Consider the following 26269-nt stretch of genomic DNA (forward strand, 5'->3'; position numbering starts at 1 on the left):
ATGCCCCGCGCGGCGTGCGGGTAAATGCCATCGCACCGGGGTGGATCGCAACGCCGCTGACCCAGGCGCTGCAGGACGATCCGGCACGCGCCGGTCCGATCCTGGCGCGAACGCCGATGGCGCGCTGGGGCACGCCGGAAGACCTGCAGGGCCTGGCGCTTTTCCTGACACGTCCCCACGCCGGCTTCATCACCGGGACGATCATCCCGGTCGACGGTGGCTACGCCATCTCCTGACAGTGCCCCGACACGCGACATGCTGCCGGTTCAGCGGCGAAACTCGGTTATCCCTCGCCGGATGGCGCACTCGGTTCCGGTAAAAAAAATCAGTTGGAAGGCGATTCCCTCAGGCCGATAGTCCAGTCTGGTCTCGGCCCTCGCCTTGGACGGAAAGGCTCTTTCGATGAGGACGGAGCCAAAGCCTCGCCTCGTCGGTGCCGAAACGCGCGGTCCGCCGCTCTCTGTCCAGTCCAGTATGACGTTGCGGCCATCGCACTTCCACTGAACCTCGACCCGCCCCTGTTGGCTGCCCAGGCTGCCGTACTTGGTGGCATTGGTTGCCAGTTCGTGGATCACCAGCGACAGCGGCAAGGCGACGTCGGCTTCAAGCATCACCGGCGGTCCTCCACATGGATGCGATCCTCGTCGGGATCTATGTGAGCCCGCAGTGCCGCCGAGACGACGTCGGCGACAGATGAGGAGGACGTCTCTCTCGAGAGGATAAGGTCGTAGGTCGAGGCAAGCGCCGCCAGCCGCTGCGAAAATGACTTGTAGCGCGCCGGATCGGCGCGACCGAACGTCTGGCTGGCGATGGCCTGCACCAGCGAAAAGCCATTCTTGACGCGATGTGCCAGTTCTCCGACAAGCAGGCGTCTCTCCTCCTCCTCCTCCTCACTGCGGCGACGGCGATCCTCAAGCTCGTCAAGGAGCCGGTCCAGCGTCGCACCGACATTGGCCAGCGCGTCACCGGTCCTCATGCCCGTCCTTGCCCTTGCGTCACCCTCCCGCCATCGGTCCATGACACCTGAAATCCGGCCGATAGGTCTGAGGATGAATCGGTCGCCGATCAAGATCGCCATGACGAATACCGCAAGTGCTCCGCCGCAGATTGCCAGAGCATTCATCAGCGTTGCCCGGTTCAAGGAACCGAAGGCTTCTTCACGCGAGAAGCCCGCGCTGACATAGAGCGGACTGGAAGGGAGCGCTATGGGGCGATAGGCCAGAATCCTTTCTGTTCCGTCCTGGCTTTTGACCGTGGTGACTCCGGGACGCGTGGCGTGGATGAGCGCCCGATACTCATCGGGGATAACCGTGCCGACGAACCGTTCCGGCAGGGGAACCCGCGCAAGGATGGACCCCTTGCCGTCGGCGATCGTCACGGCGTTGCCTGGGGAAACGCCCCGTTCGGTGAGGCGGCTTTGCAGCCAGTCGAGGCGAATCCCCGAAACGACAACGGCTCGGACACTGCCTGCTTCAAGCAACGGCATGGCGAGCGGAAGGACGGCCGCTCCGGAGATGCGGCTCGACGTGTAGGTGCCGACGACGAAGTCCTTGGTTGCCACCGCCTGTTGGAAATAGGCGCGATCGGCAAAACGCGTCCCGCTGGCGGGGTCGAGGCTGCTGCAGATAGCATTGCCGTCCAGGTCGACCACGAAAATGGCGCGGATGTTGTCAACCCTGTCGGCGACCGAGCGAAGGGCGCGTTTACATTCCGGCACGTCGAGGTCAAGGACGGAAGGCATCGCCGTGACAGAGACCAGCAGGGCATGAACACCCTCGATAATGCGCTCGACCTCCGAGGCTGCCTGTCGTGCGGCCTGGGACGCGGAATCATGGATCTCCTGGCTTCGCTGCTCGCGAAGCGCGTATTCGTTGTACGCCAGCATTGCCACGACCGGCGCAAGTGCCGCAAGCGCTACGGCGACCAACTTCTGCCGCACGGATGTCCTCCCTCACTCCCGCTACCTAGCACGAGATCTTGCCTTGGGCTATTGCATAGCAGGCAACGGCCCGCCGGAAGAAGTCACGGCTCAACTCGGCCTCGGCTGGCCCACGCGGTCTAATTCGGAACGCAGAGTCCCGGCGAAGGAGCGGAAGTCGCAGTTTCCGTGCAGCCTGATCACCCGGCATGGGCAAAGTTCTCCGGCAGCGGCGCTGTCGGGCGCGAGGCCCCAATCAAGATAGAGCCATTCCGCGACACTGGGCACGGAGAGCGCGACGGCAAGATCGGGTGACGGCGGCTTCGTTGGTGACCGCCCGGAATCCCTTGATGCCGGATGGCGCTGCGCAAGCGCCCTTGCGGAAAGACCGGAACCGGACGGCTGTGCATGACACACCGGCATGCTTTGGTGGTCCTTAATTTCCATGTTGACGGTTCTTCAGCCCCGCCTCTTTAGATGCGTTCTCAGGCGGCAGCAAACTTCAATTGGGTGTCTCTCGGGTGTCGCCCGTCGCGCGATGCCCGTGCGTCCTTGGCCAACAATAGATCCGGCACGACGCCATGGCCCGGCATGAAACCGTCGCCAGCTCCGCAACCTCCCGACCCAACACCCGATCTGCTGCCGGGGCCCGAGATACATATTAAGATTTTCTTCAAAAGAATATGCAAAAGTTTCGGACATGGAGGAGAAAACACATGGTCTTATCTCGCGCTCTACTTGCTGCCGCCTTGATCGCGGCTATGGGTCATACCGCACGCGCCGAGCCATCCCCACCGGACAGTGCGCTCATCACGGCGCAAGTTCTTCAGGAGATCAACGACTGGATCAATACCGACATCGTCCGTGTCAGCATCATTGCGCAGAACAAGCGTTATGACCATCCTGGCGCGGCGTCGATTGCAGCGCTCGACAGCCAGTGGGTCAAGGAGCGCGAGAATCCGGACAAGCCTCTGATCGCAGCCACGCTGTCAAACCCTCTGTCGGTCTATCTTTCGCGGATGCAAGGGAAATCGCTTGGGCTTTACCCGGAGATCTTCGTCATGGACCAGAATGGCCTCAACGTCGGCCAAAGCTCCATCACCAGCGACTTCTGGCAAGGCGATGAGGACAAGTTTCTGAAGACCTTCGAGGTTTCTGCCGATGCTGTGTTTATCGACGAGGCCGAGTACGACAGCGAGTTCGGCATCTGGCGGACGCAGGTGAGTATGACTGTCAACGATGCCGATGGCGGCCAAAAGATCGGCGCCGTGACGGTGGAACTCAATCTGACGGAACTGGAGCGCCGTGCCTCATCCGGCACGTGAAGCTGGTCGGTTTACCGCACCTTCAAGCATGCTTGGACGGTTTCACGCCAAGCAGAACAATCCCGATAGGACTTCAATCGTGATCAGAAACATCTCTGTAGCATCCAAGGGCTTTGCCGCTTTCGGCATCCTCGCTCTCATCGCCGTGGCATCGAGTGCCTACATCTTCAACAGAGCTGTGGTTGCGACCGACCTTGTCGAGAACAATCAGACGATCGTTCAAATGTTGAACGCGACCGGTGAGCTTGCCGATGTGGTGACGGCCACAGACCTGGCCGTCAAAAGCTTCCTGCTGACTGGCAATCGCGACTTCGTCGAGACCTATCAGAGGCTTGGCGCCAGTGCCGCGGAGCAGTACGCGTCGCTCCAGCAGCTGTTTTCCGATCATGCCGCTGGCGAGCTCCCTGCCCTGCGCACAGCCTTTGCCGGCATCCAGGATTGGCGCACACAGGTTACCGACCACCAGATCCAGCTGATGCGCGATCCGTCGACGGTGGAGCTCGCACGGGCATTGCAGGCGACAGACGCCGGCGCTGACGCTCTCGATCTCTTCTACACTCAACTTCGGACAATCTCCGAGGTCCTGCGGCAGCGAGCCGGAGACGCGGCCGCTGCGCAGAAGCATGCGCTGGAACTGGTAGAATGGATCGGGGCGGCGTCGGCGCTGCTGATGATCCTGGTTGCCATCATGATGGCCGTCTTGAACTTCAGGTTGGTTTCGCGTCCCTTGCGGCAGTTCAGCGAGATCATGTCCCGGCTCGCCAACGGCGACCTCGATGTACCCTCCGTCAAGGCTGGACGTGATGAAATCGGCACGATGGCGTCGACACTGGAGGTCTTTCGGGACGCAGCCGTTGCCAATCGCCGCCTCGAGGCAGAGGCCGGCGATGCGCGCCAACGTGCCGAGGGCGACCGGGCGGCAGCGCAACAACGGGCCGAGGCGGAAGCAGCGGAGCGTTTGCGCATTGCGACTTCAGGCCTGGCTGCCGGATTGAAGCGCCTTGCCGAAGGTGATCTTTCGTTCCAGCTTACGGAGGCCTTTGCTCCCGATTTCGAGCCGCTGCGCCACGACTTCAATCAAAGCGTCGTGCAACTGGGTTCGACGTTGGCGGCGATCTCCAGCGGCATCACCCGAATGGAAGCCGGGACCGCCGAAATCGCCGCGGGCGCGGACGATCTGTCGCGGCGGACAGAGCGACAGGCAGCATCTTTGGAAGAGACCGCAGCCGCCGTTGAAGAAATCACGGTCAACGTTGCCAATTCATCGCGGCGCACGGGTGAGGCGCGCGAACTGGCTGGACGTGCAAACACGGCAGCCTCCCAGTCGTCACAGGTCGTCGGCCATGCGGAAGAAGCGATGCGCCGGATCGAAGGTAGCTCGAAGCAGATCTCGAACATCATTGGCGTGATCGACGAAATTGCCTTCCAGACCAACCTGCTTGCCCTCAATGCCGGCGTCGAGGCGGCCCGCGCCGGCGAGGCCGGGCGGGGCTTTGCCGTCGTCGCCCAGGAAGTGCGCGAACTCGCCCAGCGTTCGGCCAATGCTGCCAAGGAGATCAAGACACTGATCCAGACGTCGACGACCGAAGTGTCCGGCGGCGTTGATCTGGTGCGCAAGGCTGGCGAAGCGCTTCGCACGATTGGTGGATTCATCGAAGAGATGAACACCCACGTCGATTCGATCGCCACGTCGGCGAAGGAGCAGTCAACGGGTCTGAGCGAGGTCAACCAGGCTGTCAACTCCATGGACCAGACGACCCAGCAGAACGCGGCGATGGTGGAACAGTCAAGTGCTGCATCGGCCGCCCTTGCGTCTGAGGCAGCTGGACTGAGACAGCTTGTCGAGAGTTTCCGGTTGGCCGGGAAAGCCGGCCGCGAAGAGCTGGATGAGGAAGCGCGGCGGATGGCCCGTCCTATCGAAGCGGCGCCTCCTTTGCGGGCCGCTCGCCGGTAGGGCCGGTTGAGCGGTCGCGGCGGGAAAAATCCGAAGCAAGCAAAAGCACGGGGCAAGCGAAGTCCGCACGCGTCTGCCGATCTGGTTATCCCAGACCGTGAGCCCGCTCATCGTCAATGTGATCAGCCCTCAGTCGCTTCCAGCCACCGTCCGGGTCGAAGCGACGAGCTATTCATCGACCAAGGAGCAATCGATGGGGGGCCGGCACGGCTTGACGACCGCCGTTCTCAGCAGCACCTCTCTGATAGTTCTTCGGAAAAGAGAGGGACGCATTGCAAGGGCACGAAGGAGACGGCTGCTGTCGTTCGCCAGGCACTGGAGACAGTTGTGCGCGTTGAATCCGGCAAGCGGTTGATCGCTCTCGGTGGCTCTACTCCCGACGCTGATGCTGCACCACGCCGACGGAGCCAAGCGATCCTCGTAGACACCTCAGTTTGGATCGATCATTTTAGACGCGGTGACGTCGAGCTGCGAAGAAGCATCGAGGATGACCGGCTGCTCTGCCATCCCTTCGTTGTCGGTGAACTGGCGCTAGGTAGTCTTTGAGAGCGGGATGCCGTTATAGCTTTCCTCGCAGCTCAACGCGAAGCGCCGGTCGCAGCCTACTTTGAGGTGATGACGGTAATCGACCAATACGCGATATTCAGCATGGCTACTGGTTATACAGATGCGCACTGCTGGCTGGCTTCAGTACTCCTTGATCGGCGGGCAAGCTTGTGGACAAGAGATAGACGCCTGATGGGCGCAGCCCAAAAGGTTGGCGCCACAGTTCATGAATCTCTGCACAGCCCCCACCAGAAGACAAGCGACGCCTGTTTAGGGTTATACGCCTTGAACCACTGCGGGCGGAGAGTCAGAAGAATTTCGAGGCGGCCTAGCGTGGCACGCTTTTCGCGATGACCCTGGACCCAGACAGCCTTGCAGCCAGATTCCGCAATTGGCCGACCGACATCTCGGTGGAACAGTTCCTCCAGATTGCTTACGACATGAGCAAGATCAATGCCCAGGAGAAGGTAGATATGGGGCTCCTCATCCATCTCATCGCTTGGTTGTACGAGGAACCGGCGCTTCTTGGCCCTTGGCATATGTCGACCCGAAACACTGAAGAGACAATGGCCGAGGTCATTGCTACGCGGCTCGATCTCTGACCGCGTGATTTCGATGTGATGCTCTGCGCTGCAACTGTCGCCGCGGCAATGCGAACCGTCGACGAGACAGTCAGCCGTGGCGCGGTGAAATACGGACAGATCCCGACCGTCGCTGACACTAATGACCGCCTGGCTCAAGCGATACGACGCGCGAGCACGCTTCCGTTCTGCGATCCCATCACGCCAAGGCCCAGGTGAAGGATAAGCAGTTTAAACTCCGGCCAAATGCGGTCGGCTGCCGCGACGTCACCTTTCAGGTGTAAACGCGCTTATCCCCGCTTCGCGCCCGACAGCCGAAGCTGCCAGCAACTCTCCTCCACATAAGGCGACTGATTCAACGCACTGAGAGGGGAGAAAGGCGCTCTGCCCTCTCTCCCCCACAAGCGCTAAACCGGTCTCCCCATACTTCGGCCTTCGGCCTGCAGCACCGGTCGCATTTTCATGAAATCCGTCTCCGCCCTTCGGTGGGTGATCCCCCAAACCGGCTCCCTATGCTACTTGCTGCCCTGGGCAGAAACCGCAAACCTGGCCAGATCCTTGTTGAAACGCGCCGCTTCTTCAACGAAAGGCGCGTGACCGGAATCGTCGTAGATCTCCCACTTGATCCGATTGTTCAAAAACTTTGCGCGTGCAATGCTTGCCTCAGGCAGTACCAGATTGTCCTTGCCGCCGTAGATCAACAGAACAGGCACTTTCGCCCTGGGCAGGCCCTCTTCTGCCTGAACCGTCATCGAGGGGACCGTTCGGGTCATCAGCCACGATGCGGTGGCTGCGTTGGAAAGGAGCCGTTCAAACGTTGTCCGGTCTGGCGGCGTTTGGAAGCAGAGAGCCAGAAACGTCCGTACCGCGTCGAGATGCGTCCGCAGGTCCTGTGACGCTAGTCCTGCATAGACCTCCGGGTGCGGCGTGATGAGGTCCGGTTTCAGCTCGATCACACCGTCTACGTAAACCAAACCGCCAATCCCGGCGTCGCCATGCGCGGCAAGATAATTGGACAGCACTACGCCACCAAGAGACCAGCCCACAAGAACGGGGTTCTTTGCATTGCTTTCCTTCAACACCGCCGCAAGGTCGTCTGCCCAGCGGTCACCGTCTTTATAAGCGGAGGCATCATCCGGTTTTCCCGACTGTCCGTGCCCCCTAAGATCATAGGTAATCAGCCGAAACCTCTGCATGTCGGGGTCGCTGGTCTGCTTGTCCCAGTTGATGCGGCTGCCGAGCAGGCCATGGACGAATACGATCGGCTGACCTGCGGGGTTTCCTGTTTCCTCGACGGCGATCGACACGCCATCGGATGATTGCACGGTGTATTCTCTGTCGGCAGCCGCGGCGGCCGACACGCTCGAAAGCAGCACAGCAGCGACGAACATACCTTTTGCGGCTCGGGTGAAACGTCCTGACATAAATTCTCCGATGCGTTGCGGCCAAGACCATCTTAACTGTAGTGGGCACTAAAAACTAACAACTTGATTTCTTCTGTCAAGCAGTCTTTAGTGATCACTATGGATAAGCCGATTAGAAGACGGCGGGGCGGACCGCGAACCTTCAACCGCAACGAGGCGGTCGACATCGCCATGCGGCTGTTCTGGCGGCACGGTTATGAGGGTGTGTCGCTCAACGACCTGACGACCGCGATCGGGATTGCGCCGCCGAGCCTCTATGCCGCGTTCGGCAGCAAGGCGGGGCTTTATCGTGAGGCCCTCGATCGTTACTCCGGAATACCCGGCGCGCTTCTCAACCTCGATAAAGCGTCATCGCTGGACGATGCGGTGGCGTTGATCTTGCGACAGGCTGCTGATGCCGCCACAGATCCCTGCGGAGAACCAGGATGCATGGTATCGAGCGGAATGCTCCAATGCGCAGAAGAGCATACCGCCCTCGCCCTTGTATTGTCGGAGCGCAGGGATGCTATGCGCGAGACAATTGCTGAAGCGCTCCGGCGTTGGCTTGAGCCAGACCGAGCGTCCTCTGTAGCTCGCTTTTTGGTCGTCGTGCTTCAGGGCATGTCCGTCCAGGCCCGCGACGGCGCCACCCGCGAGGACCTTGAAGAGGTCGTGCAAGAGGCTTCATGCGTTTCCGCACGCGATAATGGGGCGCCGGCCAGAGCAGCGGGAAGTGTATAAGCTCTTGAGCGGATTCGAACCATCGGCCAGTATCAAAAGCTATCTAAGGTGTTTCAGAACCTTCGCTTTTTGCTATTCAGGGTGTATCGGCGGCTGATGTGCCGGTAGCTGCTTTACCAGAAACGCTCATGCAGCTAGCTCGCCGAGATGCTGCCTGATCCACTTGGACTCTTCAGAAGCTGTTCGTCCAAAGTGCCTTTTGAAGTCACGGCTGAACTGGGCAGGGCTCACGTATCCGACCAATACCGCGACTTCGGCGATCGTTTTATCGCTGCGAGCAACCAGCAGTCTGGCTTCGTGAAGTCGCATTGCCTTGAGGTACTGCATCGGGCTTGTACCGGTGAGGTCCCTGAAGTGGACGTGGTAGGATGGAACGCTCATGCCTACATCGCGCGCTAGGCCTGCTATGGTAACCTCTAAACCCATGTTCTCCCTCATCCAGGCGAGGCTCTTTATGATCTTTCCGGACGAGCCTTCTTGCTTGAGCGCGGCGATCATCGTGCCGCCTTGGGGACCAAGTAGAAGCCGAAATTGCAGTTCGCGCAGTATACCTGCACCAATTACGGCGCTCGCTATCGGATCGTGAAGAGCCTTCAGGAGACGGAGAAGAACATCGGCTATGTCTGGTGCCATCTTGCTTGAAGCAAGTCCCCGCGTCTTTTGAACTTTCAGTTCCGTATGCTGCTCGATCTGCAAGACGATGTCGGCTGCCATTTGCATTTCGAATTCAATGTAGACAGCCAGCAGGGGCCGCTCCGGCGTGGCATCGGATTCCATCCTGAACGGAACGGGCACGGAAACGGCAAGGTAATGCTCCTCGTCATAGAGGAAGATTTCACCGTCAAGGCTACCTCGCTTGCTGCCCTGTAACACAAAAACGGCGCCTGGCTTGTACAGAACTGGAACGTCGCGCAGCACAGCTTCTGACCGCAGGATCCGAACGAAGGGGGATGCCGTGGGATTGTAGCCATGATGAGGAGCGAGATCGGTGGCAAGCTCGACAAGGTCCTCTGGGTCGGGTGCTTTGGTCGTATCATTCATAGGATTTGGCAAGAAACTCATATGTTCTGCAATCGGAAGATCGGTTCGCTCATAGTATTTACAAACTTCGGAATACGCCAAGGAGTTTGTAACATGTTACCAAAAACCATCTTCATTACTGGAGCCAATTCTGGTTTCGGTTTCGCAATTGCGTCTGCGGCTGTGCAGATGGGGCACAAGGTCATCGGTACCGTCCGCTCGGAAAGCGCCCGCGCCGTCTTGGTTGACGCTCTTCCGGAGGCCTGCCCTGTACTTTGTGACGTCACGGATTTCGAGCGCCTCCCGCAGGTCGTTCGTCAGGCGGAGGAGGAGCATGGACCGGTTGAGGTCTTGATCAACAATGCCGGCTACGGGCATGAAGGCATAATCGAAGAATCTTCGATCGAGGAAATGCGCCGACAGTTCGACGTCAACGTGTTCGGTGCGGTTGCGGTCGCCAAGGCGTTTCTTCCGAGGTTCCGGGAGCGCCGTCGCGGTTTCATTGTCAATGTCACGTCTATGGGCGGCATGATCACCATGCCGGGGATCGGCTACTACTGCGGCAGCAAGTTCGCCCTGCAAGGCATCTCCGAAGTCATGCGTTCTGAGATGGCTCCATTTGGCGTTCATGTCACGACGCTCTGCCCCGGATCTTTCCGGACGGATTGGGCTGGACGTTCCATGGTTCGTACCGATCGCTCGATTGCTGACTACGATGCTCTCTTCAATCCAGTTCGCGAAGCCCGCCAGGCGGTCAGCGGCAAGCAGCTCGGGAATCCCGACAAGCTTGCCGTTGCTGTGCTCGACTTGATTGAGTCGGACAACCCGCCACCTCAGCTTCTGCTTGGGAGTGATGCGTTCAAGCATGTATCTGACCGCATTGGGCGGCTGCAGCAGGAATTAGAAGCTTGGAAGTCAGTCACGTTGTCAACTGACGGCTGAGCGATCTCAACCGGCGATCGCGCCTACTACTGTCCAAGGTCGGCAGTGGCAGGCGCGGTCGCCTCTTCCATCATTTAGTGTCCATATCCAACGCCGCCTTCTTTCGCATGAACACCCTTCGAAAACCGTCCTGCTCGGCCCGGTCGTACTGCTCCCAACCGAGCTTCTGGTAGATCTCCAAATTTTCGTGCATCAGCTCGTTGGTGTAGAGCCGGAGTTCGTCTTTGCCTTGCTCTGCGGCGTAGCGCTCCGCGTGGTCGAGAAGTTGGCGCCCAAGGCCACGTCCCTGGAACCGGGTTGCGACCGCCACATTGCCTACAAGCAGATGATCTTCCGTGATCCGCAGCACGATCAGGCCAGCGATCTCATCTTCAACGACAACAAGCCAAACATCGCGATTTTCGACCAGAGGCCCGTAATCTTCTGTCATGGGCGCGGGTTCTCGGCCGATCCGGGTGACGTAGTGAGAGTAGGCGTCGCGGACGATTTGCCTGATTGCTGAAACATCAGCATCACGAGCGAGACGGATTTGAGACTTGGGCACTTCACGTTCTCCGATCACTGGCGCCTGACCTCGAAGCGCCGCTACGACATGCGCGAGCGCATGCTTCCAACCGTAAGCCAGACGGCGGTGACGAGGAAGTAGATAGCCCCGAAGGCAGCGTAGCCCGCGACATTGGCGATCGATGGGGCCTCCGGCATCCTTGCCTGGAAGAGGAAGAACACGCCAGCCAAGGCTGATTGGCCGCCGCTGAGGATCATTGCCCATTGGCCGCCGCTCGTCTTCCAGCGTCGAACAGCCGTGCTAAGCTGGAGGAGCCCCGACAGGACCGCCCACAGGCCGAACGCGGCAAGGACCCAGTTCATGCTGATCGTAAGTGCAACAGCTACCGCAATGGTCATGACCGTGCTGGCGGTGACGTTGAAGGCTTGACTTTTATTGGCGGTCAAGCCGCCGTTTTTCGACGCGTCAACCAGATTGGCGCCGGCGTCCCACGCCGGGTAGCCGATCAACAGTGCGGCGGACACCGCTTGATTTTCGCGCGCCAAAGTCAATGCCGCCACCACCCAAAGGAATGAGAAACCGGCGCGGACGTAGGAATAGCGCTGCAGCCAGTTGTGGTCCGCATCATCAGCGATGCCTGCTTGGTAGTTTGTCATAGGATCTTCTTTCTGTGTTGGGTTATCGTCGCGGGACCCACAGGCGCCTAGAGGTAGCCGATGTGTTTTCCGAATGGCGTAGTTTGAGACCAGTCACCCTGACCGATCCGCTCGCTTTCTCCGGAGAGGCGGGCAGCCCGCCCGTCCAACGATGCTTCGTCACCTGAAGCGGCTCGCTCGCCGCCTTCTCGAAGCAGCGGCGAGAGATCGGACTGCGGACCGTCGAACTCTTCGGACTTGTTCCTTGCTCGCGCCTCAAGCGCAGCGGTGATGGCCGACTGGCGCTTCGCGACCCACGTGTTGTCAGGATCCGAGGTGATCGATGTCGTGAAGCATAGCTCAGTCGCCGCAGACGGCAGGACCGCTGACACCGCTGCAACTCTCTCGACGCCTCTGTGGCTGCTCATTAGAAACCTCATCTTGATTGGATTTTCGGTACGGTACTTTGAGTGTCGGAAGACCAGCGGATGAACCGGAGATCGCAGAACTGGTCTGGAAGACGATGCTCTCGTGAGGTGCCGCCCACGACATTTTTCGGGCTTGGATGCCGGATTAAATCCCCGCATACCACTCGTAGCCGCGGTCTTCCCAGAAACCGCCGTTCCCACCCCACAGGCTCGAAAAGCTGTCGACGAGCTCGATGCGCATCAGGTACTTGGCTTGCTTATAACCAAGCTGCCTCTCGACCCTCAGGCGCAGCGGTGCGCCGTGCCCGATGCTGAGCGGCTGGTCGTTCATCCCGTAGGCGAGGATGGTTTGCGGGTGAACGGCATCGACAAGATCTATACTCTCGTAATAGACGCCACTGCCGTCCAAGGTCTTTTCCAGTTCGTCGGCACAATGAAAGACGACGTAGCGGGCATTGGACTTCAGCCCAGTCAACATCAGGATATTGGCGAGCGGCACGCCGGTCCATTTTCCAATGGCGCTCCAACCCTCGACGCAGTCGTGGCGCGTGATCTGGGTGCGCGCCGGAAGCCTCTTAAGCTGTTCCAAAGAGAGCTTCACCGGGCGCTCCACCAGTCCATCAACCTTAAGCTTCCAGTCCTTGAACTTGCCTTCCGCCAACATGTTGTACTGTTCCCTGTCGGGAGCACTTGTGCCGTTGACGCGAAACGACGGAGATATGTCGGCCTCGCCGTATTCGCGAGCAAGTGCGTCTTTACCCTGAAGGAGGCGCTGGGTCTTCATGGTGAGACTTTCCGCCGATCGTAGAACGTTTGCGATATCGTCGTTCTGGTCAAGCAGATCGCAGCCGGTCAGCGTGATCGCTCCCGCGCCGAGTGTGGAGCCGACCAGGAATTGCCGGCGGGAAAGAAAGTGGCTCATGGCCGCGTGTCCTTCTCTTCGATGGCGTAGCGCCCGGTAATCATCGAGCGGATGTTGTTCCAGGTTCCCGATAGGATGACCATGGCGATGTGCACGATCACGAACACCATGAGGAAGGAGGCCGTGAGGAAGTGGATCGTCCTGGCTGATTGTCGTCCGCCAAAGATGTCGACCAACACGGGCAACGCAGCGTCGACACCGGGCGACATGGTCAGTCCCGTCAACACCATGAGAGGAAGCAGGACGCCGATAACAGCCAGGTAGGTCAGCTTCTGAAGTGCATTGTAGTGCTTGGCTTCCTCTCCCTGGGGAAAGCGTAGCCGGGCGTGATCGATGACCTCGCGCCCCAGATGACGCGGCGAAAGATCGCGTGCTGTCGGCGCAAGATCGCGCCTGAAGTGACCGCTGAAGACACCAAACCCGAGGTAAATGAGCCCGTTGATGACGAAGAGCCAGGCAAAAAAGAAGTGCCAGCGACGCCCGGCAGCCAAGTCCTGGAAGGATGGCAATGTAGCCCAGGCTGGAAAGGCGCGTTTCGTTTGCCCCTCGTCGGCCGTCGAGACCCCCAGGACGCCTGTTGTTGGGAGCTCGATCCCACCTACGCGAAGGAATCCGCGGGCAGCATTGCCCTCTCCTGCCGAACCGATGGTGAGGACAGCCGGATCACCATTCGCTCCATAATGTCCCCAGTAAAGCTCCGGGTGAGCGTTGAAGATCTGCAGCCCGCTCAAAAGGAGGAAGCTGAGGCAAAGCACGTTGATCCAGTGCGTTAGCCGGGTCGCGATGGAATGCCGGCGGATGAAAACTCTCCGCACCTCTGCAAGGTTATCCTTGCTGGCATATTGGGTCATGACGGAGCTCCGCCTGCGTGCTGGGTGTACGATGAAAACCAAGAAAATCGCCGGCCACACCGCTTAGGCGGGCGGCCTGACCGGCGCAGGCGCGATTACATCGGGGGAACCACGCCATTCTTGCCCACGAGAACCTGATGTGCCGTTGCTCCGGTTGGTGTCTTCTCGGCGGGGATGAAGACCACTTCACCCGCAACGAGATCTTCCTCGGTGGCTGGAGCCAAGGTGACAACTGGCGTGCCTTCAGGAATGGAGATCTTCTTTTCCTTGCCATGGTAGGAGACCGTCACGGTCCGGCCGTCGACGTCCTTGACGGCATCTGCCACAGTGGCGTTTGTCATGCTGCTGTCTGGTTTCAGATCCCAGCCATAGCTTCCCTCGCCGGTTCCCTTCATGGCGGGCGGGAGGATGAGAACCTCCAGCGCACCATCGCCACCTTCCTCTTTTGGAAGCGAGGCAATGCCTACGAAGTCGCCAGGCTTGATATCCGTTACCTTGGCCGCAGCGACGCTTGAGACCTTCCAGTCATCGGCAAGCGCGACGTCGAGCATCTCTCCCTCTCTCGTCTTCACCTTGAGGGTGGAACCGCTGTAGCTGAGGATGCTGCCCCGGACGTTGATCCTTTGAGCCTTAACCTCTTCAGCGTGGGCGGGAGTGTTCGATACCGAAGCGGCCAGCAAAAGCCCGGCTCCGATAACGAAGGCGGGAATGATGTTGTTTAGCATGCTTATCTTCCTACTAGTTGATAGGTGAGAAAATGAAGAAAAATGGCATTGGGCGATGACCGCCCGCTACCTTAGTGAGCCGCCCGGGGTGACAAGCGGCGAAGGGTGGGAGCAAGAATGAGGGCGAATGTCTCGCCGTCCCCATAAGCACGAGCCGAAAGCATGGCGCCATGAACCGACGCCATGAACGCCTCGGCTTCGACATCAGGCGAAGCGGACAAGACGAGAGATCCCTCCTCGCCTCCCCGCTGCATGACAGATGTCAGCCACTTCGAGATGAGGCGGAAAAATGCTCTGACTTCCGCCGCGACCTCTGGAGGCAAGACCGGCAATTCGCTCGCGAGCATTGCGCACACGCAGAACGGCCTGCTCGCATCTTCAATGCACTTGGCCCAATGGTTGGTGTAGGCCTGAAGCAAAGCCAGCGGATCTTGCACCTTCTGCTCAAGAGCAGCGAAGCCCGCTCGCGCATCCTCGACATAGCGAGCCACCAACACACGAGCCAGATCCACCTTGCTGGGAAAATGATGGTGGATGCTGGCTTTGCGGATACCGACGACCTCGGCGATATCCGCGTAGCTGAAGCCGTTGTAGCCACCGTTGGTGATCAACGTTCTCGTGCAGGCAAGGATTTCTTCGGAAGTCGTACCAAGATTGCTCATGCATTCTGTCTACCTTTTGGTAGGTAGAGTGTCAAGCGGACAATCACCCTGGTCTGACGGCGACGCATTTCACTTCCGCTAACAAGCCGGGGTGAGCGAGTTCAGTGACACCAACACAAGTCCAGGCACAGGTTCCTCTCGGGAACACCTGGTCTTTGATCAGCCTGAACACATCCATGTGCCTGGACATATCGACGTGATAGGTGGTCATCTCAACTACGTCCTCAAAGACGCAACCCGCGGCTGCGAGCACAATGCGAAGGTTTTCCCACATGGCCTGAAACTGTTCGGCGGGGTCTTCAATGGCCTGGAGATCCTCCCTGCGTCCAACTTGACCGGCCAAGTAGATCGTATCGCCGACCCTAACCGCCGGCACATATCCGGCGCGATCGACGATCTTCTGCATTTGCTCGGGGATGACGTTTTCCCGGTTCACGATCTTCTCCTTCTTGATAATGCGTTGCACTGGTCACTGAGCGAAGAATCCAGGTACGCGAACTCCTCCCCCATCGCGACCAAGCTCGGGGCCGCCGGCATTTCGTCACGCAAATCCAACGACCGGGTGTGGAACATAGTTGCTCTCAAGGGCGGCGATTTCCGCCGTGGTGAGCTTGACTTCCAGCGCAGCGACAGCGTCGTCCAGGTGCTGCAACCTGGTCGCTCCGATGATGGGTGCCGTGATCTCGGATTTCGACAGGATCCAAGCCAGCGCGATCTGCGCTTTGGGAACCGCCCTCTCCTGCGCAATCCTTGCAACAGCCTCCACCACGCGCCTGTCGGCGTCCTCGGTGGTTCGGGTATATAAGCCTTTGCCGATCTCGTCGGTTTCGGAGCGATCGCTTTGCATGCTCCATTCGCGGGTCAGACGGCCACGTGCAAGCGGGCTCCACGGGATGACGCCAATACCTTCTGCCTTGCAGAGCGGAAGCATCTCCCTCTCCTCCTCCCGGTAGAGCAGGTTCAGGTGGTTCTGCATGGAGACGAACCGGGTCCATCCGTTCGCCTGCGAGACTGCCAGCATTTTCGAGAACTGCCACGCGTACATGGACGACGCACCGATGTAACGTGCTTTGCCCGCCTTGACGACGTCATGCAAAGCTTCCAGCGTTTCCTCGATCGGCGTATCAGGGTCGAAGCGGTGAATCTGGTAGAGGTCGACATAGTCGGTCCCCAACCGCTTCAGGCTGGCATCGATCTCCGAAAGAATGGCTTTGCGGGACAGACCGGCACCATTTGGTCCCGGCTTCATCCGGCCGTTGACCTTCGTGGCGATGACGACGTCGTCTCTCGTCGAGTAGTCCCTGATGGCGCGGCCGAGGATTTCCTCGCTCGTTCCGTCCGAGTAGACATTGGCGGTGTCGAAGAAGTTTATCCCCAGTTCGATCGCTTTGCGGATAAAGGGGCGACTTTGCTCTTCCGCCAGCGTCCATGGATGGCTGCCGCGATCGGGTTGCCCATAAGTCATGCATCCAAGGCAGAGGCGGGAGACCTCAAGACCGGTATTTCCGAGGCGGGTATATTCCATGTTTATCTCCCAGTTTTTCGTGAGAATGAATATGAACGTGACGAACGAGGCGTCAGATCGCCGCCTCGTGCAGTGCTCAAGCGCTGATGCCGCCGTCAACGAGAATGCCCGAGCCGGTGATATAGGCGGCACCAGGTCCGGCGAGGAAAGCGACGGCCTCTGCGATTTCCCTCGTCTTGCCGTACCGGGCAATCGACAGTTTCGGCAGGATAGCAGGTGCGAGAGCACCGTCGGCAGGGTTCATGTCGGTGTCGATCGGGCCTGGCCGGACCAGATTGACGGTAATCTCCCTTGGACCCAGTTCACGCGCGAGACCGCGCGTGAAGCTTTCCAGCGCGGACTTGGTTGCTGCATAGACCGCGATCCCCGCGAACGGGACAGCCAGACCCGCATTGCTCCCGGTACTGATGATACGGCCGCCGTTCGGGATGTGTTTCAACGCCGCCTGAGTGATCAGAAACACGCCGCGCACATTGACGTTCAGCTGCAGATCGATCTCCTCCAGGGGCTGTGTGGAAAAGTCACCGGAGAAAAGGACGCCGGCGTTATTGATCAGAATGTCAAGGCCGCCAAGGTCAGCAACGGTCCGCTTGACAGTCGCGATCGCGGCTTCCGGGCTGGCGGCATCTGCCTGAATGGCGACAGCTTTGCGGCCCATGGCGCCGATCTCGGCGACGAGAGTTTCGGCCTTTTCGGCCGACTTCTCATAGGTGATTGCAACGTCAGCACCGTCCTCCGCGAGCTTCAGCGCGATGGCCGCTCCAATGCCGCGCGCTGCACCGGTGACGAGCGCGCGTTTACCAGCGAGTGGAAGGGTGGGGATACTGTTCATGGAGGCGTTCCTTCTGAAATACTTCTTTTCTGTAGAGACAAAATTTCCGGCTTGCTGACCGATTGGAAGGCGTGATTTCACGCCGTGAGCCGACGCGCCGATTGGACTGCCAAGCAATATCCGCGGTCATCGGTGGACCTCTGCGTTCGATGCCGAGCCGACGGAAAGCCATCCTGCAATCAGAAGACAGATTGCAATTGCGATCGCTGCAATGCTGTAGGCTTTGCTGACGGACATAACGTCGGTCGCGGATCCCAAAATTGCGAAGAACAACCCGCCGACGATTGCCACCGCGAAGGCGCCGCCGATCTGAAGCATTGAGTTGACGAGGCCGGAAGCCAATCCGGACTGTCTTCTGTCGACCCGCTGCACGACGCTTTTCAAAAGGTTTGGAAGCGCGATCCCCTGCCCCATCCCGATGAGAAAGAGCGCAGGAAACAGGAATTGGGCATGACCACTTGAGATCATGGCCGCTGTTGCAAACAGGCCGACAGATTGCAGCCCCATACCAACCGCCGCGGAATGTCTTCCGAAAACCCTGAGAATGCGCTCGCTCGCGAAAGGGCCTAGGACAAAGCCGACTGCCGCGGGAAGGATCGCCAACCCGGCTCCGAAAGGTGTGCGACCAAGGCCGCTCTGCTCATAGACGGAGAACACGAGCCAGAATGCTGCGAGCGCGTAGAAGAACAGGGCAGCTGTCAGCCCGCGCTTCAATCCCGGGACATCAAGCAGGCTGGGTGCAAGGATGGGATCTCCTCCTGCCGCCTCCAGATGTCGCTCATGTCGCCAGAACAGGAGAAAAAGCAGCGGGGAAGCGGCAAGCATCAAAAGTAGCCAGATCGGCCAGCCCTGCTCGCGACCCTCGATCAGCGGCGCGATCAGTGCAAAAAGTGCAAGCGCGATCAACAATGCTCCGCCCAGATCCAGTTTGCTTGGATGCTCCGATCGGGTTTCGCGCAATATGAAGAAGGCCAACGGCGCGGCGGTCGCGATCACCGGAAGGTTGATCAGGAAGATGGATCTCCATCCAAGACCGTAAATATCAAGCGCAATCAGCGCTCCACCGAGAAACAGACCAACCATCGATGCGACACCGAAGGTCAGGGCGTAAAAGCTGAGTGCCTTTGATTTTTCGTGGTCAGGAAATATTGCGTTTATTGACGCCAAAGCCTGCGGCGCCATGATTGCCGCAGCAAACCCCTGAAGCACCCGACCGGCGATCAGGACTGATGGAGACCAGGCAAGTCCGCATAACGCAGATGCGGCCGCAAACCCGACCATTCCAGAGAGAAAGACATTCCGGCGACCGTAGAGATCCCCAAGCCTGCCACCGGTGATCAGCATGACCGCATAGGTGGTGGCATAGCCTGAGATAATCAGCTGCATCGTCGAAGCAGAAGCCTGGAAGTCCTCCCGGATAGAGGGCAGCGCCACGTTGACGATGAAGAAATCGAGCGGTGGCAAAAAAGCCCCGACCAGGAGAATGACCAGCGCGGCCCATCTGCGTGGATCGAGCTTGTCTTCGGTGTCGCAGGAACGTTCCACATTCATCTCCTTGTCGTCCGCGAGAGGCCGGAGAAAACCCGGCACAACTGCAGTATTTCGGAACCATTCAGTTCCAAATTGAAGTCAGCCAAGCGCCTTTAAGGCAAGGTCGATCATGGCCCTCGTCTCTTCGCGATCCGCTCCTGCCTTGCCCAGAACCCTCATGCCCTGGATCTGGCAGACAAGGAACCTGGCAAGTGCCCGTTCATCCAGCCCGGAATCGATTTCGCCAGCAGCCTGGGCCCTGATGAGCGTGGCTGCATAAAGGTCTTGCAGTCGCCGAAACAGACGGGAAATTCGAGCTGAAACCTCTTCATCTCCCGGAAGCATTTCCACCGCTGCCAAGACAACAAAACATCCGCGCAACCCCTCTTTTCCGGAAGAAAAGTGAACCTGCTGCGAGAATGCCTCGCGGATTGCGGCTTTTGGCGATGGGTTGGAGCGCAGCGTTTCACCCACCGTGCGAATGGCATCCTCGATATAGGCATCAAGTGCACGGAGATAGACGCCCCGCTTGTCTACGAAAGCTTTATAGAAACTGCCTCGTGATAGATCCATGCCTTCAAGCAGGTCGGGCAGCGATGCATCGTGGTATCCACGATCCCAAAATACATCCATCGCCTTGCGAACTGCATCATCGAGTTCGAATTCGCGAGGGCGACCAACGGAGGGCGATGTCTGAGCGCGTTTGACCATGAGGCCTATATGGAACCATTCGGTTCCTATTGCAAGCGACATTTTGAAGATTTAAAGGACACGCTTGGAGGAAGCACGAATTACCCTTGATCCGAGCAACGAGGCTAACCTGTCGTTTCCGTGGAGGCGCATGCCTGCTCCCTCGTCAGCCGTATCTGCCAATGCCGACATGGATCTGCGTTGCCACGTCTGCGAAATTGAACACCCAAACAGCCATTTCCAGAAGCATGATGACGGGATTTGTCTAAAGAGGAGAGGAATAAGGCGATGAGGATGAACGTGACCAAGCTGACCAGCACGATTGCTGAGTAGCGCCTAGCACTCGTAGACTGTGGAGGGCTGTCGCTTTCGGGCGCCATCAAAGGCCAAAGGCAGCGCCGAGAAAAGAACCGGCATGACGCGTTCGCACCCATTGCAGCCATGAGCGCGCATGCGTTTCAGGCAGACGTTCGGGGGTGTTCCCGAGAAAACTCTCGGACGGCCATCAAGACCGGCATAAGACCGCGGCCAGCCCTCGAGAGACTGTATTCAACGTGGGGCGGCCGTTCGCCGAAATCTTGCCTCTCAACAAGGCCATCATTCTCCAACTCGCGAAGATGTTGCGTCAGCATTTTCTGGGAGATGTCAGGAATGTCTCGCATGAAATGCGATGCCCGCATCGACGGCTCGGCAAAGAGCCGGAAGAGGATTGGTAGCTTCCATCGACCGATGATCATTCGAAGCACCCTGGCGATATGTGCGACCGATCCATCGGGGCCGAGACAGGCCTCCCTCGGTTCTCGTTCGACAGGCACTTTAAAGTGCGTAATTGCCTCTTTCATCGTCTTATCCCCTTATCGGTGCATCGCAGTAACATGGGAATTGCCAGGTGGATTTGAAACTTGATGGAAAAGTTGCGCTTGTCACAGGGAGCAGCAGGGGTATCGGCGAAGGAATAGCCAAAGGCTTGGCGCGTGAGGGTGCTATCGTCATCGTCCACGGCCGCAACAAGACCATGACCGAGGAGGTCGCCCACGGCATCGTCACCCATGGTGGGCGTGCCTACGCGGTCTTCGGCGACCTGACGAATGACGATGACGTACAAGCGCTCACCGATGATGCACAGGCCTTAGTAAAACCCGTGGAAATCCTGGTTAACAACGCGGGTGGGTCTGGCGAGGTAGAAGACTGGACCACCACTCGCCCGGAAACATGGGCATCCGGTTACGACCGGAACGTACTGGCGGCAGTAAGGGTTACAGCTCGGCTGCTGCCAAGCATGCGGGCTGCCAAATGGGGAAGAGTGGTCAATATCTCCAGCATGGCGGCAATGATCGCTCCTGCGAAGAGGCCGGATTATGGTGCCGCAAAGGCTGCGATGATCGCGATGACGGCGTCACTGGCAAAGGAGGTTGCCATGGATGGCGTTACAGCAAACACGGTATCGCCCGGAACCATCCATAGCGATAAATTGGAAGAAGGCTTCCGTAAGGCAGCCGCCGGGCAAGGACTTGCGTCCGATGCGTCATGGGCCGAAATCGAGCAAACTGTGCTACCAATGTTTGCCCAGGTTCCGATGGGAAGGGTTGGAACGCTTGAGGAAATCGCCGATGCCATCGCTTTCCTCGCAAGTCCGCGGGCCAGCTATATCACTGGAGCAAACCTGCGCCTCGACGGTGGCATGTGGCCCGGACTTTGATCTTCGGAAAGTCAGTTCTGCCTGGCAAGCAGACGAAGTGGCCTTCGGCTCAGATTGGGACTTGACCCAAAGACCCGTAACCGTAGGCACGCCGCGCTCAAGCCCTCAGCCTCGCCGCGTCTTTCGATGGCGGTAGGCCGAACTGCCGCGCATATTCGCGGCTGAACTGCGTCGGGCTCTCATATCCAACGCCAAAGGCGATGGACGTCGCGTTGCCATCGCCCGCGATGAGGCGGGATCGCGCGTGTAGCAATCTTACATGCTTCTGATACTGCAGGGGACTGAGTGCGGTCACGGCCTTGAAGTGGCGATGGAAAGCCGAAACACTGAGCGCCGCCATCGCCGCCAGGGCCTCGACGCGTAGCGGCTTGGCGAAGTTTTCCCTGATCCACTGAATGGTAATGCCTATGCGGGATAAAGCTGTGTCCGGGGTGGCGATATCGCGCAACATCCAGCTAAGCGGTCCCTGCAGCACCCGGAAGAGAATTTCGCGCTCATAGGCTGGCGCGAGCGCTGTGATCTCCCCCGGACGCTCCATCAAGCGCAGCATCCGAAGCCAGGCATCGAGCAGTTCGGTCGTCACGGGCGCGACCGAGAAGCCGGGACTGTAGATCTCGCCGCCGGCAGGTTTGGGCAGGTCAGCCAACAGGTTCGCGACGACCGCGGGCTCGAGCGTCAGGCTGATGGCGAGATAGGGGTCGCCATCTTCAGACGGATGCACGGAGCCTACCGCGGGCAGATCGACCGACATGACGAAATAGGTTGCAGGATCATAGCGAAACGCGCGATCGCCGACCGTCATGGTCTTCGATCCGGTGAGGATCAGGTTGACCATGGGCTCGTAGACAGCGGCAAGCTGATGCTCCGGGATTTCGCCCTGAACCATGGCGACGCGCGGAATGCCTGTCTCCGTGCGACGGTTCTTCGCCCGCGACGCCAATTGCCTGAGTTCCTGAAGCTGTGTGTCCATGAAGTTGTTGTTTCACACGGACGGCGCGGATTCAACGGAAAAGCAGAAATAGGCAAGATTCGAAGAGGATCGTGAGAGCGGGAGGTGGGGCACGCGACTATCACTTGGTCATCCAATCGAAGGAGCACCAATGAGCATCGTCATCATCACCGGCGGAAGCCGCGGCCTCGGCGCCAGCATAGCTACCCAATGCGCCAGACGCGGCATGGACGTCATCATCACCTACAACAGCAACAGACAATCTGCCGAGACGGTTGTCGGCACGATCGAGGCTGACGGCGGCAAGGCCATCGCTCTCGAGCTTGATGTCAGCGATAGTGCGAGTTTCCCGGCGTTTCGCGACGCAGTGGGCGAAGCACTGGAGAAGACCTGGGAAGCGCAGACCTTCGACTTCCTCGTCAACAATGCGGGATACGGGCTCTACAATCCCATCACGACCGTGACCGAAGACGAGTTCGACGGCCTGTTCCGCGTGCATCTCAAAGGGCCGTTCTTCCTCACGCAGGTTCTGCTTCCCCTCATGGCCGATGGCGGGCACGTCGTGAATGTGACGAGCGCGACCAGCCGTGTCGCCACTGCGGGCGTGGCACCCTATGCTTCCTTCAAGGGTGGGCTCGAAGTGCTGACCCGGTACATGGCCAAGGAGTTCGGCGAGCGCCGCATTCGCGCCAACTCGATTGCTCCGGGGGCGATCCGAACCGAACTCGGCGGAGGTCTCACGCAAGTATTCGAAGCGACGCTCGCCGGGCAGACGGCGCTTGGGCGCGTCGGCGAACCCGACGATGTCGGCTGCATGGTTGCCAGCCTCTTGTCGAACGACAACCGCTGGATCAACGCCCAGAACATCGAAGTCGCCGGCGGCTACATCATCTGAGGAGACCGAACATGCTCGACCATATGTTCCTGACGGTAAGCGACACGGCACGCTCGGTGGCCTTTTACGAGAGGGTTCTGCCGCTCCTTGGGATCACCGCTCGCCTCGATTACGACGGCGAGGACGGTCCGCAAGGTCATCCCGATCTCAAAGGCTTCGGTGCGAACGGGCGGATGTTCTTCTGGCTGAGGCAAGGTGCGGCTGCGCCCGGCGCCGTGCATGTCGGCTTTGTTGCCGGTTCCGAAGCCATGGTGAACGCCGCCCATGCCGAGGCCTTGGCGGCCGGCGCCACCGAGATTCACGCCCCGGGGCCGCAGCTTCACTACGATCCGCGCTATTATGCGGCGCAGGTCAGGGACCCGGACGGCTACAGCCTCGAATTTGTTTTCAAGAGCTGGCAGCATGGGAGCTGATGCCATGAGCGCGACCACCTTGCGCACCGTCGCGGATGCGCTGATTGCCGCTACCAATGCCTTCGATGTGGACGCTGCTTCAGCAATGTTCACGCCGGACGCGGTGATCGACGATCCATCGACGGGTCATTGTTTCGAGGGTCACGCGGGCATCCGCGATTACGTCGAGCGGTATTTCATCGGCTATCACACGGTCACCCGCTGTCTCTCAATCGAGACCATCAACGAAACACAAGGTCGCGTACGGGTCGATTTCACCGGAGACTTCGGCCACGAGATTGGCCGCCTCGATATCTCGATCAATGACGATGGACTAATCACGCGCATCGACGCCGACCTCGAGTAATTCAGAAAAGAAGATCTCCTATGAACACGCTGATGATTTATGGAGCCGCCGGTTATACCGGTGGTATGGCAGCGGAGCATGCCGCTTCCGCTGGACTGAACCTCGTTCTTGCAGGTCGTGAGAAAGACCGCACGACGCTTGAGGCAATGGCGCGCTCTCTTGGCGCAAGTATCCGGCTCTTTTCACTCGACGACGCAGATGCCGTCGCGACCGGCCTCGACGGCATTTCGGTGCTGCTGAACGCCGCTGGTCCCTTCGCCAACACGGCCGAGCCGCTGATATCCGCCGCGATCCGGGCCGGGGTCCACTATCTCGATTTCTCGGCTGAGCTCGACACATACCGCGAAGCCTTGGCGCTTGATGCCCGGGCCCGCGCGGCCGGCGTTATGCTGCTGCCGGGAAGTGGTGGAAGCGTCGCCATGCTGGGCAGTCTTGCCGGTCACGCCGTTGCGCGCGTCAGGAATCCCCGCAAGATCAGCATCGCGCTTGATGTGGCAGGCACAATGTCGAGAGGATCGGCTATCAGCGCGAGCCAGAATATCGCACCGGAGACGCTTCAGCTCGTTGACGGCGAACTCGTCACGCGCGGCCCGGACGAACTGCGTGATTTCGATTTCGGAAGCGGACCCCGATCGTCTTTTCCCGTAACGCTGCCTGACCTCTTTACCATCTACCATGCAACCGGCGTGTCCGACGTCGAAACCTTTGTTCATGTTTCTGCCGGCGCGTTCCCCACGGGAGAGGTCAAGCAGATGCCTCCCGGTCCCAGCTTCGAAGAGCGTGAGGCGAGCCGCTATCACGCGGCCGTCGAAGTTACCGACGCCGACGGAACGGTGGTTCGCTCGCTGCTCGATACGGTGAACGGTTACACTTTCACGGCCACGGCCGCCGTGGAGGCGGCCCGGCGTGTGCTCGCCGGTGAGGTTCGGCCCGGCTTCCAGACACCTTCCGGGCTGTTTGGCAATGGCTTTGCCGAAACGATCGCCGATACGCGGATTATCGATCTCTAGCAGATGGAGATCAGAGGGCTTGATCCATGGCCTGATTTGCGTTGCTTCAAGCCCTTTGGCAGACCGCTTCGATATTGTTGCCGTCGGGATCAAGGACATACGCCGCGTAATAGTTTGCATGATAGCGCTCCCGGATTCCGGGGGCGCCATTGTCCGTTCCACCACTGGCAAGTGCTGCGGCATGAAACGCATCGACTGCTAGCCTGTCATCAGCAGTGAAAGCGACATGGATCGGGAGTTCCGCCCCGCTCTGCTGGTGAATCCAAACGCTCGGATAACCGTTCTTGCCAAAGCCGTATCGCTGGCCGCCATGAGTCGTGCGGGCCGGATCGAGGCTGATGACGAGCGTCAGCCCCAGAGGCGCCAGAGCTGCCTCGTAAAATCGACGAGCCCCCTCCGCCTCTGCGACCGGGAACTCGACGTGATTGATGATATCGGTGGACATGGTCGTTCCTCCTCTCAAGCTTGTGACGCGCCGCCATCGGCGAACAGTTCGACGCCGTTGACGTAGCTGGCGGCATCGCTCGCCAGGAAGGCGGCGACCTCTGCGATTTCCTCCGGCTCACCGATACGACCGATCGGGCTCTTGTTCTTGAGGAAAGCCATACCCTCTGCCGCATGCTCTCCAAAAGCATCCCGCAGCGCTTGAGTGTTCGTCGGGCCTGGGCTGACAATGTTGATACGAATCCCGGTGCCCTTGAGATCGCTGACCCAGCTACGGACGAGATTGCGCACCGCCGCCTTGGTGGCCCCATAGATGCTCATCGTCGGGCCCGGGTCGATGGAGGCGGTAGAGCCGACGATAACAATGGACGAACCCGGCTGCATGAGCGGCAAGGCGCCTTGCACGGTGAAGACGATGCCTTTGACGTTCGTGTCGAACTGCTGGTCATAGGCCGCCTCGGTAATCTTCCCCAATGGGGCGTGGACACCGCCGCCGGCATTGGCGACGAGGGTATCGATCCGCCCGAACTCCGACCGGATCTCGGAAAACAGCGCATCCAATCCTGCTGTGCTGGAAACATCGGCAACGATGCCGATAGCGTCGCCGCCAAGTTCCGTGACGGCACGATCCAGCGCATCCCGGCGACGCCCTGTGATGACAACCCGCATGCCCTGCGCCGCCATCTTTTGCGCGATGGCAAAGCCGATCCCGCTGCTGCCGCCGGTCACGACGGCCACTTTGCTTTGGTCTGATGGGCTCACTGTATTGTTCCTTTAT

Annotated in this window: 29 protein-coding genes and 3 pseudogenes; 13 read left to right on the forward strand and 19 right to left on the reverse strand. The window is 59.4% G+C overall.

Annotated features, from left to right (window positions below; genetic code table 11):
* A partial coding sequence (locus EO99_RS0120625; protein WP_029620478.1) for an SDR family NAD(P)-dependent oxidoreductase occupies positions 1-236 on the forward strand: 236 nt, incomplete at its 5' end.
* Positions 237-266: 30 nt separating this feature from the next.
* Here EO99_RS0120625 and EO99_RS25970 read toward each other — a convergent pair.
* Positions 267-1939 (reverse strand): annotated as a pseudogene (locus EO99_RS25970) (sensor histidine kinase).
* A gap of 662 nt (positions 1940-2601) precedes the next feature.
* Here EO99_RS25970 and EO99_RS0120635 point away from each other — a divergent pair.
* The 5 genes and pseudogenes from EO99_RS0120635 (at position 2602) to EO99_RS0120645 (ending at position 6345) form a co-directional block, all read left to right on the forward strand.
* Complete coding sequence (locus EO99_RS0120635) at positions 2602-3243, forward strand: hypothetical protein (RefSeq protein WP_235776893.1); 642 nt, start codon at positions 2602-2604, stop codon at positions 3241-3243.
* A gap of 79 nt (positions 3244-3322) precedes the next feature.
* Positions 3323-5197, forward strand: a complete 1875-nt coding sequence (locus tag EO99_RS25975; RefSeq protein WP_051680002.1) for a methyl-accepting chemotaxis protein — start codon at positions 3323-3325, stop codon at positions 5195-5197.
* Between the two features lie 189 nt (positions 5198-5386).
* Positions 5387-5611, forward strand: a pseudogene (locus EO99_RS28700) (hypothetical protein); the annotation flags it as partial.
* A pseudogene (locus tag EO99_RS28335) lies at positions 5612-5986 on the forward strand (type II toxin-antitoxin system VapC family toxin); the annotation flags it as partial.
* 107 nt (positions 5987-6093) lie between these two features.
* Entirely contained in the window at positions 6094-6345 is a 252-nt protein-coding gene (locus EO99_RS0120645) for a hypothetical protein (protein WP_029620481.1), read from the forward strand.
* Positions 6346-6839: 494 nt separating this feature from the next.
* Here EO99_RS0120645 and EO99_RS0120650 read toward each other — a convergent pair whose 3' ends face one another.
* Entirely contained in the window at positions 6840-7748 is a 909-nt protein-coding gene (locus EO99_RS0120650) for an alpha/beta fold hydrolase (RefSeq protein WP_029620482.1), read from the reverse strand.
* A 99-nt stretch (positions 7749-7847) separates the two neighbouring features.
* Here EO99_RS0120650 and EO99_RS0120655 point away from each other — a divergent pair, with 99 nt between their 5' ends.
* Positions 7848-8468 (forward strand): TetR/AcrR family transcriptional regulator, encoded by a 621-nt coding sequence (locus tag EO99_RS0120655; protein WP_037112626.1) that lies wholly within the window; start codon positions 7848-7850, stop codon positions 8466-8468.
* A gap of 126 nt (positions 8469-8594) precedes the next feature.
* On the opposite strand, the gene EO99_RS0120660 is transcribed toward EO99_RS0120655, so the two are convergent.
* Positions 8595-9530 (reverse strand): AraC family transcriptional regulator, encoded by a 936-nt coding sequence (locus EO99_RS0120660; RefSeq protein WP_037112628.1) that lies wholly within the window; start codon positions 9528-9530, stop codon positions 8595-8597.
* Positions 9531-9602: 72 nt separating this feature from the next.
* Between EO99_RS0120660 and EO99_RS0120665 the strand changes: the two genes are divergently transcribed.
* Positions 9603-10430, forward strand: coding sequence for an oxidoreductase (locus tag EO99_RS0120665; protein WP_029620485.1), 828 nt, complete (start codon positions 9603-9605; stop codon positions 10428-10430).
* Positions 10431-10500: 70 nt separating this feature from the next.
* Here EO99_RS0120665 and EO99_RS0120670 read toward each other — a convergent pair whose 3' ends face one another.
* The 13 genes from EO99_RS0120670 to EO99_RS0120730 all read right to left on the reverse strand — a co-directional run bounded on the left by EO99_RS0120670 (position 10501) and on the right by EO99_RS0120730 (position 20577).
* On the reverse strand, positions 10501-10974 hold the full coding sequence (locus tag EO99_RS0120670) for a GNAT family N-acetyltransferase (RefSeq protein ID WP_029620486.1): 474 nt from the start codon (positions 10972-10974) through the stop codon (positions 10501-10503).
* Between the two features lie 41 nt (positions 10975-11015).
* Entirely contained in the window at positions 11016-11591 is a 576-nt protein-coding gene (locus EO99_RS0120675; protein ID WP_029620487.1) for a DUF308 domain-containing protein, read from the reverse strand.
* A 47-nt stretch (positions 11592-11638) separates the two neighbouring features.
* Positions 11639-11998 (reverse strand): hypothetical protein, encoded by a 360-nt coding sequence (locus EO99_RS0120680; protein ID WP_051680003.1) that lies wholly within the window; start codon positions 11996-11998, stop codon positions 11639-11641.
* A 145-nt stretch (positions 11999-12143) separates the two neighbouring features.
* Positions 12144-12920 (reverse strand): molybdopterin-binding protein, encoded by a 777-nt coding sequence (locus tag EO99_RS0120685; protein ID WP_029620489.1) that lies wholly within the window; start codon positions 12918-12920, stop codon positions 12144-12146.
* Positions 12917-13771 (reverse strand): cytochrome b/b6 domain-containing protein, encoded by an 855-nt coding sequence (locus tag EO99_RS0120690; protein ID WP_029620490.1) that lies wholly within the window; start codon positions 13769-13771, stop codon positions 12917-12919. The genes EO99_RS0120685 and EO99_RS0120690 overlap by 4 nt, the downstream gene beginning before the upstream one ends.
* Positions 13772-13866: 95 nt before the next feature.
* Positions 13867-14496 carry a hypothetical protein gene (locus EO99_RS0120695; protein ID WP_029620491.1) on the reverse strand — a complete coding sequence of 210 codons (630 nt, stop codon included), beginning with the start codon at positions 14494-14496 and terminating at the stop codon, positions 13867-13869.
* A gap of 71 nt (positions 14497-14567) precedes the next feature.
* Complete coding sequence (locus tag EO99_RS0120700) at positions 14568-15158, reverse strand: TetR/AcrR family transcriptional regulator (RefSeq protein WP_029620492.1); 591 nt, start codon at positions 15156-15158, stop codon at positions 14568-14570.
* A 43-nt stretch (positions 15159-15201) separates the two neighbouring features.
* Complete coding sequence (locus tag EO99_RS0120705; RefSeq protein WP_037112646.1) at positions 15202-15594, reverse strand: RidA family protein; 393 nt, start codon at positions 15592-15594, stop codon at positions 15202-15204.
* Between the two features lie 105 nt (positions 15595-15699).
* A complete protein-coding gene (locus tag EO99_RS0120710; RefSeq protein ID WP_029620494.1) occupies positions 15700-16683 on the reverse strand; it encodes an aldo/keto reductase in 984 nt (327 codons plus the stop codon).
* A gap of 76 nt (positions 16684-16759) precedes the next feature.
* A complete protein-coding gene (locus EO99_RS0120715; protein ID WP_029620495.1) occupies positions 16760-17515 on the reverse strand; it encodes an SDR family oxidoreductase in 756 nt (251 codons plus the stop codon).
* 126 nt (positions 17516-17641) lie between these two features.
* Positions 17642-19060, reverse strand: coding sequence for an MFS transporter (locus tag EO99_RS0120720; protein ID WP_235776894.1), 1419 nt, complete (start codon positions 19058-19060; stop codon positions 17642-17644).
* An 84-nt stretch (positions 19061-19144) separates the two neighbouring features.
* Positions 19145-19798 (reverse strand): TetR/AcrR family transcriptional regulator, encoded by a 654-nt coding sequence (locus EO99_RS0120725; RefSeq protein ID WP_235776895.1) that lies wholly within the window; start codon positions 19796-19798, stop codon positions 19145-19147.
* A 395-nt stretch (positions 19799-20193) separates the two neighbouring features.
* Complete coding sequence (locus tag EO99_RS0120730) at positions 20194-20577, reverse strand: winged helix-turn-helix transcriptional regulator (RefSeq protein WP_029620498.1); 384 nt, start codon at positions 20575-20577, stop codon at positions 20194-20196.
* A gap of 47 nt (positions 20578-20624) precedes the next feature.
* Here EO99_RS0120730 and EO99_RS0120735 point away from each other — a divergent pair, with 47 nt between their 5' ends.
* A complete protein-coding gene (locus tag EO99_RS0120735) occupies positions 20625-21434 on the forward strand; it encodes an SDR family NAD(P)-dependent oxidoreductase (RefSeq protein ID WP_029620499.1) in 810 nt (269 codons plus the stop codon).
* Positions 21435-21531: 97 nt separating this feature from the next.
* On the opposite strand, the gene EO99_RS0120740 is transcribed toward EO99_RS0120735, so the two are convergent.
* A complete protein-coding gene (locus EO99_RS0120740; RefSeq protein ID WP_029620500.1) occupies positions 21532-22404 on the reverse strand; it encodes an AraC family transcriptional regulator in 873 nt (290 codons plus the stop codon).
* Between the two features lie 130 nt (positions 22405-22534).
* Here EO99_RS0120740 and EO99_RS0120745 point away from each other — a divergent pair, with 130 nt between their 5' ends.
* The 4 genes from EO99_RS0120745 to EO99_RS0120760 are packed head-to-tail and all read left to right on the forward strand — an operon-like array spanning position 22535 to position 25047.
* Complete coding sequence (locus EO99_RS0120745; protein WP_029620501.1) at positions 22535-23278, forward strand: SDR family NAD(P)-dependent oxidoreductase; 744 nt, start codon at positions 22535-22537, stop codon at positions 23276-23278.
* Between the two features lie 11 nt (positions 23279-23289).
* Complete coding sequence (locus EO99_RS0120750) at positions 23290-23691, forward strand: VOC family protein (protein WP_029620502.1); 402 nt, start codon at positions 23290-23292, stop codon at positions 23689-23691.
* A gap of 4 nt (positions 23692-23695) precedes the next feature.
* A complete protein-coding gene (locus EO99_RS0120755) occupies positions 23696-24037 on the forward strand; it encodes a YybH family protein (protein ID WP_081852153.1) in 342 nt (113 codons plus the stop codon).
* 20 nt (positions 24038-24057) lie between these two features.
* Positions 24058-25047, forward strand: coding sequence for a saccharopine dehydrogenase NADP-binding domain-containing protein (locus EO99_RS0120760; protein WP_029620504.1), 990 nt, complete (start codon positions 24058-24060; stop codon positions 25045-25047).
* A 46-nt stretch (positions 25048-25093) separates the two neighbouring features.
* Here the strand turns inward: EO99_RS0120760 and EO99_RS0120765 are convergent, their stop codons facing one another.
* Together EO99_RS0120765 and EO99_RS0120770 are read right to left on the reverse strand one after the other, a co-directional pair.
* Positions 25094-25480, reverse strand: a complete 387-nt coding sequence (locus tag EO99_RS0120765; RefSeq protein ID WP_210165094.1) for a VOC family protein — start codon at positions 25478-25480, stop codon at positions 25094-25096.
* A gap of 26 nt (positions 25481-25506) precedes the next feature.
* Positions 25507-26220: an SDR family NAD(P)-dependent oxidoreductase gene (locus tag EO99_RS0120770; RefSeq protein ID WP_268871313.1), complete on the reverse strand. Its 714-nt coding sequence runs from the start codon at positions 26218-26220 to the stop codon at positions 25507-25509.
* Between the last annotated feature and the right edge of the window lie 49 nt (positions 26221-26269).

This window comes from Pseudorhizobium marinum (genome assembly GCF_000705355.1).
Classification (GTDB): Bacteria; Pseudomonadota; Alphaproteobacteria; order Rhizobiales; family Rhizobiaceae; genus Neorhizobium; species Neorhizobium pelagicum.